The organism is Streptomyces sp. NPDC002680 (assembly GCF_042889145.1).
GTDB lineage: Bacteria > Actinomycetota > Actinomycetes > Streptomycetales > Streptomycetaceae > Streptomyces > Streptomyces adonidis.
The window spans coordinates 50,722-64,460 of record NZ_JBIAQP010000027.1 but is presented as its reverse complement, the minus strand read 5'-3'; the positions used below and the strand labels follow the sequence as shown (position 1 = coordinate 64,460).

10 protein-coding genes are annotated in these 13,739 nt (G+C 70.5%); 4 read left to right on the top strand and 6 right to left on the bottom strand.

The window, feature by feature from the left end; translation table 11 throughout:
* Nucleotides 1–56: 56 nt before the first annotated feature.
* Nucleotides 57–1,838 carry an ABC transporter ATP-binding protein gene (locus tag ACFYXF_RS47225; protein WP_389359694.1) on the bottom strand — a complete coding sequence of 594 codons (1,782 nt, stop codon included), beginning with the start codon at nt 1,836–1,838 and terminating at the stop codon, nt 57–59.
* Nucleotides 1,835–3,649: an ABC transporter transmembrane domain-containing protein gene (locus ACFYXF_RS47220; protein WP_389359692.1), complete on the bottom strand. Its 1,815-nt coding sequence runs from the start codon at nt 3,647–3,649 to the stop codon at nt 1,835–1,837. The genes ACFYXF_RS47225 and ACFYXF_RS47220 overlap by 4 nt, the downstream gene beginning before the upstream one ends.
* Before the next feature lie 203 nt (nt 3,650–3,852).
* On the opposite strand from ACFYXF_RS47220, the gene ACFYXF_RS47215 reads away from it, so the two are divergent.
* Both ACFYXF_RS47215 and ACFYXF_RS47210 read left to right on the top strand, forming a co-directional pair.
* A complete protein-coding gene (locus ACFYXF_RS47215; protein WP_389359690.1) occupies nt 3,853–5,469 on the top strand; it encodes a peptide-N4-asparagine amidase in 1,617 nt (538 codons plus the stop codon).
* Nucleotides 5,470–5,611: 142 nt separating this feature from the next.
* Complete coding sequence (locus tag ACFYXF_RS47210; RefSeq protein ID WP_389359688.1) at nt 5,612–6,988, top strand: cation:dicarboxylate symporter family transporter; 1,377 nt, start codon at nt 5,612–5,614, stop codon at nt 6,986–6,988.
* A 77-nt stretch (nt 6,989–7,065) separates the two neighbouring features.
* On the opposite strand, the gene ACFYXF_RS47205 is transcribed toward ACFYXF_RS47210, so the two are convergent.
* On the bottom strand, nt 7,066–7,536 hold the full coding sequence (locus ACFYXF_RS47205; protein ID WP_389359686.1) for a MarR family winged helix-turn-helix transcriptional regulator: 471 nt from the start codon (nt 7,534–7,536) through the stop codon (nt 7,066–7,068).
* 94 nt (nt 7,537–7,630) lie between these two features.
* On the opposite strand from ACFYXF_RS47205, the gene ACFYXF_RS47200 reads away from it, so the two are divergent.
* Together ACFYXF_RS47200 and mltG are read left to right on the top strand one after the other, a co-directional pair.
* Nucleotides 7,631–9,433, top strand: coding sequence for an ABC transporter ATP-binding protein (locus ACFYXF_RS47200; RefSeq protein ID WP_389359684.1), 1,803 nt, complete (start codon nt 7,631–7,633; stop codon nt 9,431–9,433).
* Nucleotides 9,434–9,498: 65 nt separating this feature from the next.
* Entirely contained in the window at nt 9,499–10,338 is an 840-nt protein-coding gene (gene mltG, locus ACFYXF_RS47195) for an endolytic transglycosylase MltG (protein ID WP_389359682.1), read from the top strand.
* A 39-nt stretch (nt 10,339–10,377) separates the two neighbouring features.
* On the opposite strand, the gene ACFYXF_RS47190 is transcribed toward mltG, so the two are convergent.
* The 3 genes from ACFYXF_RS47190 to ACFYXF_RS47180 are packed head-to-tail and all read right to left on the bottom strand — an operon-like array spanning nt 10,378 to nt 13,738.
* Nucleotides 10,378–11,475 carry an NAD(P)-binding domain-containing protein gene (locus ACFYXF_RS47190; RefSeq protein WP_389359680.1) on the bottom strand — a complete coding sequence of 366 codons (1,098 nt, stop codon included), beginning with the start codon at nt 11,473–11,475 and terminating at the stop codon, nt 10,378–10,380.
* A 60-nt stretch (nt 11,476–11,535) separates the two neighbouring features.
* Nucleotides 11,536–12,693, bottom strand: coding sequence for an LLM class flavin-dependent oxidoreductase (locus tag ACFYXF_RS47185; RefSeq protein ID WP_389359678.1), 1,158 nt, complete (start codon nt 12,691–12,693; stop codon nt 11,536–11,538).
* Nucleotides 12,694–12,700: 7 nt separating this feature from the next.
* Complete coding sequence (locus tag ACFYXF_RS47180; RefSeq protein ID WP_389359676.1) at nt 12,701–13,738, bottom strand: ABC transporter substrate-binding protein; 1,038 nt, start codon at nt 13,736–13,738, stop codon at nt 12,701–12,703.
* Nucleotide 13,739 lies beyond the last annotated feature (1 nt).

Genomic DNA, 13,739 nt, shown 5'->3' with positions numbered 1-13,739 from the left:
CCGCGCAACGGGACGAGGCCGATCCGGCCCCGCCCCGTCGCCCGGTCACCGGTGGGTCACCCGTGCCACGACCGCCACAGCGCCGAGTACGCGCCGTCCGCCGCGACCAGCTCGTCGTGGCTGCCCAGCTCGCTGATCCGGCCGTTCTCCACGACGGCGATGACGTCCGCGTCGTGGGCGGTGTGCAGCCGGTGGGCGATGGCGACGACCGTACGGCCGTCCAGTACCCGGGCCAGGGACCGTTCCAGGTGACGGGCCGCGCGCGGGTCGAGGAGCGAGGTCGCCTCGTCCAGGACCAGGGTGTGCGGGTCGGCCAGGACCAGCCGGGCCAGCGCGATCTGCTGGGCCTGCGCCGGAGTGAGTGCGAAACCGCCCGAGCCGACCTCGGTGTCCATGCCCTCGTCCAGCGCCCGGGCCCAGCCGTCCGCGTCGACCGCGCCCAGTGCCGCCCACAGTTCGGCGTCGTCGGCGTCCGTGCGGGCGAGGAGCAGGTTGTCGCGCAGGGAGCCGACGAAGACATGGTGCTCCTGGTTGACCAGCGCCACGTGCGAGCGGACCTCCTCGGCGGGCATCCTCGACAGCTCGGCGCCGCCCAGGGTGATCCGGCCGGTCCGGGGCGCGTAGATCCCGGCGAGCAGTCTGCCCAGCGTGGACTTGCCCGCGCCCGAGGGGCCCACCAGGGCCAGCCGGGTGCCCGGCGCGACCTCCAGGGACACCTTGCGCAGCACGTCCACGCCCTCCCGGTAGCCGAAGTGCACCCGGTCCGCGTGCACGTCCCGCCCGTCCGGGGTCAGCGAGGGGTCACCGGCGTCCGGCTCGATGTCCCGGACGCCGACCAGCCGGGCCAGGGACACCTGGGCGACCTGGAGCTCGTCGTACCAGCGCAGGACGATCCCCACCGGGTCGACGAGCATCTGGGCGAGCAGGGCGCTCGTGGTCAGCTGGCCCACGCCGATCCAGCCCTGGAGCGCGAAGACCCCGCCGATCATCAGCACCGAGCAGAGCACGGTGACATGGGTGGCGTTGATGACCGGGAAGAGCACGCACCGCAGCCACAGGGTGTAGCGCTCCCAGGCCGTCCACTCACTGACCCGCCGGTCCGACAGCTCGATCCGGCGGTCGCCCAGGCGGTGGGCCTCGATGGTCCGCCCGGCGTCCACCGTCTCGGCCAGCACGGCGGCGACGGCGGCGTACCCGGCGGCCTCCGAGCGGTAGGCGGAGGGTGCGCGCCGGAAGTACCAGCGGCAGCCGACCACCAGCAGCGGCACCGCGAGGAGCACGGCAGGCGCCAGCTGGGGCGCTGTGACGACGAGGCCGCCGAGCAGCAGCGCCGCCCAGACCACGCCGATGGCGAGCTGCGGCACGGCCTCGCGCATGGCGTTGGCGAGCCGGTCGATGTCGGTCGTGATGCGGGAGAGCAGGTCGCCCGTGCCCGCCCGCTCCAGGACACCCGGCGGCAGTCCGACCGACCGGACGAGGAAGTCCTCGCGCAGATCGGCCAGCATCCGCTCACCGAGGATCGCGCCGCGCAACCGCACCTGCCGGACGAACACGGCCTGTACGACCAGCGCGGCGGCGAACAGGCCGATGGTGAGTTCCAGATGGAGGTCGCGGGCGTCGTCCGAGACCCGCTCGACGAGGTCGCCCAGCAGGTATGGGCCGACCATGGAGGCCACCACGGAGACCGTGTTGACGGTGACCAGCAGCAGGAAGGCACGGCGGTGCCTGCGGAACAGTTCGGCCACGTAGGCGCGTACGGTCGCGGGGGCGCCGACCGGCAGGGTGCTCGCCGTCGTCGGGGCCGCCGGGTCGTACGCCGGTGGCGCCACGCCGATCATGCCGTCTCTCCGATTTCCTTGAGTTCTTCCAGTTCATCCAGGGTGTCGAGGTCGCCCAGCACGTGGCCGAGGGCCGCCTCGTCCTCGGTCTCCCGGGTCACCACGGCCCGGTACCGCGGTTCCTTGTGCACCAGTTCACGGTGCACACCGACCGCGGCGACCTCGCCCTCGTGGACCAGGACGACGCGGTCCGCGTGGTCCAGGAGCAGCGGTGAAGAGGTGAACACGACGGTTGTGCGGCCTGCCCGCAGCTCACGCACTCCGTCCGCGATCCGGGCCTCGGTGTGCGAGTCGACGGCCGAGGTCGGTTCGTCGAGAACGAGCACCTCGGGGTCCGTGATCAGCGACCGTGCCAGTGCCAAGCGCTGGCGCTGTCCGCCGGACAGTGACCGTCCGCGCTCGGTGATCCGCGCGTCCATCGGGTCCTCGGCGTCCAGCGAGCCCTGCACGAGAGCCTCCAGCACATCCCCGCACTGGGCGGCGGCCAGGGCCTCGGCGGCGCTCACCGCACCCGACGCGGGCACGTCGAGCAGTTCGCGCAGGGAACCGGAGAGCAGCACCGGGTCCTTGTCCTGGACGAGGACGGCCGTGCGGGTGCTGGAGAGCGGCAGCTCGTCGAGCGGTACGCCACCGAGGAGCGCCGACGTGCCCTCCTCGGAAGGGTGCCCGCCCAGGCGCTCCGCCAGCAGTCCCGCCGCGTCCGGATCGCCGCACACCACGGCGGTCAGACACCCGGCGGGGGCCAGCAGTCCGGTCGAGGGGTCGTACAGATCCCCGGTCGGCACGACCGCCTCCCGGGAGCCCGCCGTGTCCGTGGCGCGCTCCAGGGACAGCACCCGCGCGGCCCGTTTCGCGGAGGGCCGCGAGAAGGAGTACGCCATGGCGATCTCCTCGAAGTGCCGCAGCGGGTACGACATCAGCATGATCGCGCTGTACACCGTGACCAGCTCGCCGACGGTGATCCGGCCCTGCCTGGCCAGGTGCACGCCGTGCCAGACGACCGCGATCGTCAGCAGACCCGGCAGCAGTACCTGGATGGCCGAGATCAGTGCCCACATACGGGCGCTGCGCACGGCCGCGTGCCGTACTTCCTGCGAGGCCCGGCGGTAGCGGTCGAGGAAGAGTTCCTCGCCGCCGATGCCACGCAGCACCCGCAGTCCCGCGACGGTGTCCGAGGCCAGTTCGGTCGCGCGGCCGGCCTTCTCGCGCTGGAAGTCGGCCCGCCGGGTCGCCCGGGGCAGCAGCGGCAGCACGGCGAGGGCGAGGACCGGGACACCCACGGCGACGACGATGCCGAGCGCCGGCTGGTAGACGTACAGGCCGACGCAGACCAGGACGACGGTCAGTGCGGCGGCGGTGAAGCGGGAGAGGGCCTCCACGAACCAGCCGATCTTCTCCACGTCACCCGTGGAGACCGCGACGATCTCACCGGCCGCGACCCGCCGCGTCAGCGCCGAGCCCAGCTGGGCGGTCTTGCGGGCCAGCAGCTGCTGGACGCGGGCGGCGGCCGTGATCCAGTTGGTGACGGCGGCCCGGTGGAGCATGCTGTCGCCGAGTGCGATGGCGACACCGCACAGCACCATCAGGCCGCCCGCGAGGGCCAGCCGCCCGCCCGAGCGGTCGACGACGGCCTGCACGGCCAGCCCGACGCCGAACGGCAGCGCGGAGACGGCCACGAAGTGCACCAGCCCCCAGGCCGTCGCGGTGAGCTGTCCGCCGAGCTGGTTGCGGAAGAGCCACCACAGGAATCTGGGGCCCGAGCGCGCGTCCGGCGTGCCCGGGTCGGGGTACGGAAGGTCTTGGATCTTCATGACGTCCCAGTGGCTCGCATCTCGCAGGAGGGGGGGATGGGGATATGGGGGGAGGAGCCCGAAGGCCGACAACGGGCCGTGAAAGGTTCGCGTCACAGCGTGGCCGGAGGCAAACGGTTTTCCGGCAAGAGACGTGGATTCGGCCCGATTGGCCTTTGTTCGCCTCATTGCCGTGCGGGCCGACTCCCCGTAGAACACCGGCCATGAGAAGCCGGATCATCATGTCCATGCTCGCCGGAGCGACCCTCCTGGCGAGCACCCTCCTCGGGGCGAGCCCCGCCCAGTCCGCTCAGCCTGTCGACGTACCGGCCGAGTTCGGCACCGACTGGCACGACCCGGTCACCGCCGCCCCGCCCGTCACCAGACCGACCGGCGGCCGGTCCTGCGAAGTCACCGTTGCCGAGGCCCAATTCAAGGACTTCACGCCCTACACGGGCACGTACACACCCCCGAGCGGCTGCGGCGCGCGCTGGAGCAAGGTCGTGCTGAGGATGACCGGCACGGTCAAGGGCCGTCAGTACGACCGTCTCGGCTACCTCCACATCGGCGGCGTGGAAGTCCTGCGTACCTCCACACCGCAGCCCTCGCCCGACGGCATCGCCTGGTCCGTCGAGAAGGACATCACGCGCTACAGCGACACCCTGAGCACGGCCCAGCCCGTCGAGATGCTCATCGGAAACGTTGTCAACGACACCTACACCGGCATCCTCGACGTCAAGGTCACCCTGACGTTCTACGCGGGGACACCCGCCGCGAAGGACACCCCCGACCGCGTCCTCACCCTCCAGGACGGCACCCTCACCACCCCGCGCAACAGCGAACGCATCGTCGCCGAGGTGTACGCGACCGGGTCCGGCGGCGGCTGCGAGGAGTATTGGTACCTCACCGTCCCCGACGCCGCCCCCTACTCCTGCAAGGCCACGGACGGCCCGTACCGTGAGGTGCAGATCAAGGTCGACGGCCGACTGGCCGGAATCGCCGCCCCGTTCCCGACCGTGTGGACCGGCGGCTGGTCCAACCCCTTTCTCTGGTACGTGATCCCGGGACCGCGCGCCTTCGACATCAAGCCGATCGAATACGATCTGACCCCCTTCGCCGGACTCCTCAACGACGGCCGCCCACATGACGTGGACGTCTCCGTCGTCGGCGTCCCGGAAGGTCAGTCGGGCTGGAGCACCCCCGTCAACGTCCTCGTCTGGCAGGACGCGAAGCGCGCACACGTCACGGGCAGGCTCACCGCCCACCATGAGGGCGACCTCGCCAGCTCCTCGACCTACACGCCCGGTTCGGCCGACGAGCAGCACCGACTCGACACCGAGGGCGCCCACCGGCTGACCGTCTCCGGGTACGTCGACACCTCGCACGGCCGGGTCACCACCACCGTCGGCCGAGCCCTCGCCAACACCTCCGTGCACCGCTGGACCGACGGCGAGAACACCGACGGACTCACCGCCACCTGGACGGACGCCGAGAACGTCACCGTCGACGGGCGCGGACCCGCCCGGACGACCCGTACGGGACGGACGTACACGATGGACGGCACGACCACGCTCGGTGCGGGCGACCGGCTGCGGACCGTGCTGACGCTCGGCGACCGGGAGACCGTCACCGAGACGTCCGGGAGCCGGCGTACGGCGTGGTCGTGGCTCGACGACGCCTACGCGGGTGACGCGACGTATACGGCGAACGTGCCGCGCGACCAGCGCCACGCCGTCGGGACGACGAGCGAGCGCTACCGGCTGTACGGCTCGGCCGGATGCCACGACCGTTCCCTGGTGACCCTGCAGGGGGTGCTCACCGAGGACCGCGACGGCTGCTGAGGGCGCTGTGCGCGCGCTGTGGGGGCGGTCGATGATTTACGCGGCGGAAATACGCAAGTTTCAGTCGGGATCCACGACTCCTCGATAGTGATCGGCGCGGAAGGACTTTTCCGCATCCCAGAATCTCCCTGGAGGAGTGCTCGTGCCGCAGTCCGAACCGTCCCTGCCGCGACGCGTCGCACGCATACTGCGTACCTCACTGTTCGCGCAGGTTGCCTGCGCACTCGTGCTCGGAATCGTCGTCGGAAAGCTGTGGCCCGACGTGGCCACGGATCTCCAGCCGCTCGGCGACGGTTTCACCCGGCTCATCAAGACGATCATCTCGCCGCTCGTGTTCTGTGTGGTCGTCGTAGGCATCGCCAAGGCCGGAGACCTGAAGGCGTTCGGCCGGATCGGGCTCAAGGCCCTGATCTGGTTCGAGGTGGCGAGCACGCTCGCCCTGGTCATCGGGCTGCTCGCCGCCAACGTCGTCCAGCCCGGCTCGGGCATGAACGTCGACCCGTCCACGCTCGACACCTCGGCGGTCGACGCGAAGACGGGCGGCGGCTCGCTGCCCTCGACGACCGAGTTCATCGTCAACGCGATTCCTACCAGTTTCATCGGCGCCTTCGCCGAGAACTCCCTGCTCCAGGTGCTGATTCTGGCCTGCCTGGTGGGCGCCGCGCTGCTGCACCTCGGTCACACCAAGGTGCCGAAGGTGCTGCCCGCCATCGAGCAGGCCCAGGAGATCATCTTCGCGGTCGTCGGCTTCATCATGCGGCTCGCCCCGATCGCGGTGTTCGGCGCGATGGCCGTCCTGATCGGCCAGTACGGACTCGGCGTGATCGAGACGTACGCCAAGCTGATCATCCTCTGCTACGCGGCCGCCGCGCTCTTCATCGGACTGCTCGCCGTGGCCCTCAAGATGGTCACCGGGCTCAGCCTCTGGAAGTTCCTGCGCTACATCCGTGAGGAGATGCTCCTCGCGCTGGGCACGGCCTCCACCGAGTCCGTCATGCCGCGCGTGATGCTCAAGCTGCGCAAGGCCGGTGCCCGCGACGACGCCGTGGGCCTGGTGCTGCCCACGGGGTACTCGTTCAACCTCGACGGTGCCTCGCTCTACCTCTCCATCGGCACCCTGTTCATCGCCCAGGCCGTGGGCGTGGACCTCAGCCTCGGTCAGCAGATCACCGTGATCCTGGTGCTCATGCTCACCAGCAAGGGCATGGCCGGCATCCCCGGTTCGGCCTTCCTCGCCCTGTCCGCGACCGCCTCCTCGCTCGGGGCGATCCCGGCCGGCGCCGTCGCCCTGCTGCTCGGCGTCGACCGCATCATGGACTCGATGCGCGTCGTCACCAACCTGCTCGGCAACTGCGTCGCCGTCTTCGCGGTCTCCCGCTGGGAGGGCGCGCTGGACCTGGACCGCGCCAAGAAGGTGCTGGACCGGGAGATCGTGATCTCGGAAGAGGACGAAGAGGAGGGAACTCCGGTGGCGGAGGTCCCCCTCCAGAAGGGCGACGTCAAGGAGCCCGCGAGCTGACCTGAGGCAAGCGAACGGGCCGTGGGTCCCCCTCCAGCTGGTACGGGAGGCGGACCCACGGCCCGTTGTCGTGTACGTCAGCAGCGCCGATCGGGCGGCGTTCCGGCCCCGTCCGTCAACGTGTCCAGCAGTACGCCGAGTACCGCGCGCTCCTTGTCCGTCAGCGGCGCGAGAATCTCCTCCGCCGCGGCCCGGCGCGCACCGCGCAGCTCGCTCAGCGCCTTGCGCCCCTCGTCCGTGAGTTCGATCCGGATGACCCGGCGATTGTCGGGGTCGGGTGCCCGGCGCACCTTGCCGCTCGCCTCCAGTGCGTCCACCAGCGTCGTCACCGCCCGGGGCACAACCTCCAGGCGCTCCGCCAGATCGGCCATCCGGGGCGGGGAACCGTGGTGCTGGAGGTGGTGCGAGAGATTGCGCAGCAGCCGGGACTGGGCCGGGGTGATACCGACTCCGCGCTGCTCCAGCTGGTGTTTGTGGATGCGGTGCAGACGGCGGGTCAGACTCAGCAGCTGGTCGGCGAGCGGACCGTCGGCGTCGGGGGAACTCATACGGGAACAATAACAGGACGCAGTTCATTGTGTACATAGGTAACAATGAGCTATGCTCCGTGAGTCGTCTTCGTCATGTCTTCCGAAGGAGCCCATGAAACCCGACCGTCAACCTGCCTGGACCCCGTCCGCCGACGCGGCGGACCAGCCGCGCCAGGTCCGCCGCATCCTGAAACTCTTCCGCCCCTACCGAGGCCGACTCGCCGTCGTCGGTCTGCTCGTCGGCGCCGCCTCCCTGGTCTCCGTCGCGACCCCCTTCCTGCTGAAGGAGACTCTCGACGTAGCGATCCCCGAGGGCCGCACCGGTCTGCTCAGCCTGCTCGCCCTCGGCATGATCGTCAGCGCCGTCCTCGGCGGCATCTTCGGCGTGCTGCAGACCCTGATCTCCACGACCGTCGGCCAGCGCGTCATGCACGACCTGCGCACCGCCGTCTACGGCCGCCTGCAGAGCATGTCGCTCGCCTTCTTCACCCGCACCCGCACAGGCGAGGTCCAGTCCCGCATCGCCAACGACATCGGCGGCATGCAGGCCACCGTCACCTCCACCGCGACCTCCCTGGTCTCCAACTTCACCAGCGTCGTCGCCACGATCGTCGCGATGGTCGCCCTCGACTGGCGGCTGACCGCCGTCTCGCTGCTCCTGCTGCCGGTGTTCGTCTGGATCAGCCGCCGCGTCGGCAACGAACGCAAGCGGATCACCACCCAGCGCCAGAAACAGATGGCCGTGATGGCCGCCACCGTCACCGAGTCGCTGTCGGTCAGCGGCATCCTGCTCGGCCGCACGATGGGCCGCGCCGACTCGCTCACCCGGTCCTTCTCCGAGGAGTCCGAGAGCCTGGTCGACCTCGAAGTGCGCTCCAGCATGGCCGGGCGCTGGCGGATGGCCGTCATCGGCATCGTCATGTCCGCCATGCCCGCCGTCATCTACTGGACCGCGGGGCTCGCCCTCCAGTTCGGCGGCCCGTCCGTCTCGATCGGCACACTCGTCGCCTTCGTCTCGCTCCAGCAGGGCCTGTTCCGCCCGGCCGTGAGCCTGCTCAGCACCGGCGTCCAGATCCAGGCCTCGCTCGCGCTCTTCCAGCGCATCTTCGAGTACCTCGACCTGCCCATAGACATCACCGAACCGGAGAACCCGGTCCACCTCGACACGGTCAAGGGCGAAGTCCGGCTGGAGGGCGTCGAGTTCCGCTACGACGACAAGAGCCGCCCCATCCTCGACGGCATCGACATCACCGTCCCGGCGGGCGGCAGCCTGGCCGTCGTCGGCCCGACCGGCGCCGGCAAGTCCACGCTGGGCCACCTCGTGCCCCGGCTGTACGACGTGACGGGCGGCCGGGTAACCATCGACGGCGTCGACGTCCGCGACCTCGACTTCGACACGCTCGCCCGCGCGGTCGGCGTCGTCTCCCAGGAGACGTACCTCTTCCACGCCACGGTCGCCGACAACCTGCGCTTCGCGAAGCCGGACGCCACCGACGAGGAACTGCACACGGCGGCACGCGCGGCCCAGATCCACGACCACATCTCCGGCCTGCCCGACGGCTACGACACGGTTGTCGGCGAGCGCGGCCACCGCTTCTCCGGCGGCGAGAAACAGCGCCTCGCCATCGCCCGTACGATCCTGCGCGACCCGCCCGTCCTCATTCTGGACGAGGCGACCAGCGCCCTGGACACCCGCACCGAACACGCCGTCCAGGAGGCCATCGACGCCCTGTCGGCCAACCGCACCACGCTCACCATCGCGCACCGGCTGTCCACCATCAGGGGCGCCGACCAGATCGTGGTCCTGGATGCCGGGCACGCGGTCGAACGGGGTACGCACGAGGAACTGCTGCGCCAGGACGGGCGGTATGCGGCCCTCGTGCGCAGAGACGCCCAGCTGGAGCCGGCCGGGTGACATGCGACGTAGTACAAGATGAAGATATGCCGGGTTTGTAACGCTTTGCGGGTTACCGTGCCCGCATGCAGATGAACACTCCGTCACGGAGCACGATTCGCCTGACGCGCCGTGGCCGGGCCGTCCTCATCGCGACCGGGGCCGTCGTCGCGGCCACCGCCGTGGCGGTGCCGCTGCTGAGCGTCGACAGCGAAGGGGACACCCGGCCGACCTCCCTCCTCATCCCGGAGGGCTGGCGCTCCATCCAGGTGTACGAGGCGGTCGACAAGGCCCTCGCCCTGCCGGCCGGGAGCACCAAGAAGTCGATCGCCAAGGCCCGGCTGAGACTCCCGACCGACGCCGAGGGCAACCCCGAGGGCTATCTCTTCCCGGCGACCTATCCGCTGAAGGAGAAGGCCACTCCGGAATCCCTGCTGTCGTTCATGGTCGACACCGCGAACCGGAAGTTCGGGGGCGCGCCGGTCACCGCCGGGGCGCAGCGCAACGCCATGAACGTCTACCAGGCCGTCACCATCGCGAGCATCGTCCAGGCCGAGGCCGCCACCAAGCAGGACATGGGGAAGGTGGCCCGGGTCGTCTTCAACCGCCTGGAGCGCGGGATGCCGCTCCAGATGGACTCGACGATCAACTACGCGCTGAACAGGTCCACGCTCAGGACGACGGCCGCCGACACCCGGCTGAACAGCCCGTACAACTCCTACCAGCGCATGGGGCTGCCGCCCACGCCGATCGCCAACCCCGGCGAGGAGGCGATGCGCGCCGCCATCAACCCGACCCAGGGCGACTGGCTGTACTTCGTCACCGTCAAGCCCGGCGACACCCGCTTCACGGCCGACTACGCCGAACACCAGCGCAACGTCGCCCAGTTCAACCAGAACCAGAAGAGTCCGCAGCCCGCGAAGTGACATGACGGGTCGAGGGACCCTGCGATCCCGTACGGGACGTCAGACGGCGGCCGGCTCCTGGTCGAGCAGTCGCCTGATGTCCCGTACGGCCGCCCGCCCGGCGCGATTGGCGCCGATCGTGCTCGCCGAGGGGCCGTAACCCACCAGATGGACGCGTGGATCGGCGATCGCCCGTGTCCCCTCGACGCGGATGCCGCCGCCGGGCTCGCGCAGTCGCAGGGGCGCCAAGTGGTCGATCGCGGCCCGGAATCCGGTCGCCCAGAGGATCACGTCCGCTTCGACACGCTGTCCGTCGGCCCACTCGACCCCGTCCGGGGTGATCCGGTCGAACATGGGCCGCCGGTCGAGGACGCCGTCGGCGAGAGCCTGCCGGATCGCGTCGTTCAGCGGCAGTCCGGTGACCGACACGACACTCTTCGGCGGCAGCCCCTGCCGTACCCGCTCCTCGACGAGGGCGACGGCCTCCCGTCCGAACTCCTCGGTGAAGGGGCCCTCGCGGAAGACCGGCGGGCGCCGGGTCACCCACGTGGTCCCGGCCGCGTACGGAGCGATCTCCATGAGGTGCTGGGTGCCGGACGCCCCGCCGCCGACCACGATCACCCGCAGCCCCGCGAACTCCTCGGGCCCGGGGTACTGCGCGGTGTGCAACTGCCGCCCCCGGAAGGTCTCCTGGCCCGGATAGCGCGGCCAGAACGGCCGGTCCCAGGTGCCGGTGGCATTGATCAGTGCCCGGGTGGACCAGACGCCGTCCGAGGTCTCGACGAGCAGCCGCCCGTCTCCGTCGCCCTCGCGGACGGCCCGTACGTCCACCGGTCGGCGCACCTTCAGATCGAAGGCGCGTTCGTACGCTTCGAAGTACTCGCTGATGACCTGGGCGGACGGCCGTGCCGGGTCGGCGTCCGTCAGTTCCATGCCGGGCAGCGCGTGCATCCCGTGCACCTTGCCGTAGGTGAGCGACGGCCAGCGGAACTGCCAGGCGCCGCCGGGATGCGGGGCATGGTCGAGCACGACGAAGTCACACTCCGGCACGAAGCCGGTGCGTCGCAGGTGATAGGCGCTGGACAGACCGGCCTGACCAGCGCCTATGACGACGACATCGACTTCCCGCACCTCGGCACGCACCCCGGTATCGTTCACGCTTCTACTAACCGGGGGAGGGGCGAGGATCTTCCCGGCAGACGTGCCGCGTCGGAACGGTCAGCGCCCGCTCGCCACCAGCAGAGGCGAACCACCGGCCGCCTTGGGCGCCTGCTCCAGCAGCCCACGAGCCGCCAGCTCCGGAATCACGCCCTCGCCGAACCAGTACGCCTCCTCCAGATGCGGATAACCGGAGAGCACGAAGTGCTCGACGCCCAGCGCGTGGTACTCCTCGATCCGCTCGGCGACCTCCGCATGGCTGCCGACGAGCGCGGTGCCCGCACCGCCCCGGACCAGACCGACGCCCGCCCACAGGTTCGGATAGATCTCCAGCTTGTCGCGCGAACCGCCGTGCAGGGCGACCATCCGCTGCTGCCCGACCGACTCACTGCGACCGAGCGCGGCCTGCGCCGCCGCGATCGTCTCCGCGTCGAGGTCGTCGAGCAGCCGGTACGCGGTCGACCACGCCTCGGCCGACGAGTCCCGCGAGATGGTGTGCAGCCGGGCCCCGAACCGGACCGTCCGCCCCTCACGCTCGGCCAGCGACCGGATCCAGTCGATCTTCTCCTTCACCTGCGCCGGCGGCTCGCCCCAGGTCAGATACACATCGGCGTGCCGCGCCGCGACCGGCCCCGCGGCGGCCGAGGACCCGCCGAAGAAGAGCGGCGGCACCGGGTCCGGCGGCAGCGCCGTCAGCCCGTCCTCGATCTGGTAGTGCTCACCGTCGAAGTCGTACGGCCGACCGGCCCACGCCTGTCGTACGACGGACAGGAACTCGTCGGTGCGCGCGTACCGACGGTCGTGGTCGAGGTGGTCGCCGAAGCGCCGCTGCTCGGAGGAGTCGCCGCCAGTGACGACGTTGAGCAGCAGCCGCCCGCGGGTGACGCGCTGATAGGTCGCCGCCATCTGCGCGGCGAGCGCCGGTGAGATCACGCCGGGCCGGAACGCCACCAGGAACTTCAGCCGTTCGGTGTGCTGGGCGAGCGCCACGGTCGTCAGCCAGGCGTCCTCGCACCAGGTGCCGGTCGGCGTCAGCACCCCCTCGAAGCCCAACTGCTCGGCCGCCTTGGCGATTTGGGCGAGATACTCGATGTCCGGCGGCCGGACGCCCTTGACGGTCCGGTTCGCGCCGCCGGTGTTGGGGGCGTACGCGTGCCGGTCCACGAGGGTGCGGCCGTCGCCGCCCGTGGGCAGGAACCAGTGGAGATGGACGGTCATCGCGCGCTCACGACTCCTTGCTGGGGCGGGGCGTGGTGGTGGACGGGGGCAGGTCGTCGTTGAAGCGCCGGTCCACGTACTTCGCGAAGTCGACCTTGTTCGGGATGAGCTTGAGGCTGGTGAAGGTGTCCGCGATCTCCTGTTCGGAGGCGACGAGCGCGTCGTCGATCGCCACCGGGATCCGGGTCGCGTTGGTCCGGTTCACCGACGCGAGCGCCACCTCGTACGGCAGCCCGGTGTCCTTCGCCCACACCTTGGCCCATGCTTCGGGATGCGCGTAGACCCAGTCCTGGGCGCGCCGCAGCCGCTCCACGAAGTCCTTGATGGCCGCGACCTTCTTGGCGTCCTTGAGCGCGGAGGGCGCCGCCACCTGGAAGTTGAGCCCGTTGACCACACCCTCACCGTCCGCCAGGACACGCCCCTGACCGGCCTTGAGCACCTGCGAGGTGTACGGGTCCCACACCGCCCACGCGTCGACGCTGCCGCTGGTGTACGCGGCCAGGGCGTCGGCGGGCTGGAGGTACTTGACCTTGATGTCGTTCAGCGTGAGCCCGGCCTGCTTGAGGGACGCGATCAGCTGGTAGTGCGCGGACGAACCCTGCGCCACGGCAACGGACTTGCCCTTGAGGTCGGTGGCCTTCTTGAGCTTGGAATCCTTGGGGACGAGGATCGCCTCGCCCTGGGATCCGCCGCGCAGCGCCCCCACGACCGTGATCTTGGAACCGGCGCCGGCCGCGAAGACCGGCGGGGTGTTGCCGACGCTGCCGATGTCGACGGCCTTGGCGTTGACGGCTTCGAGGAGCGGCGGGCCGGAGGTGAAGGTGGACCACTTGACCTTGTAGTCCAGGTTCTTGAGTTCTCCGGCGGCCCGCAGCACGGCCTCCGCGCCGCCTTTCTGGTCACCGACGTTGAGCGTGAGGGACCCCTTGCCGTCGGTACCGCTGCCGGAGCCGATCGAGGAGTCGGCGGCCGAGTTCCCGCCGCAGGCGGTGGCGAGGAGTGTGAGGGGGAGGAGCAGGGCGGCGGGGACGAGGCGTCGTCGCATG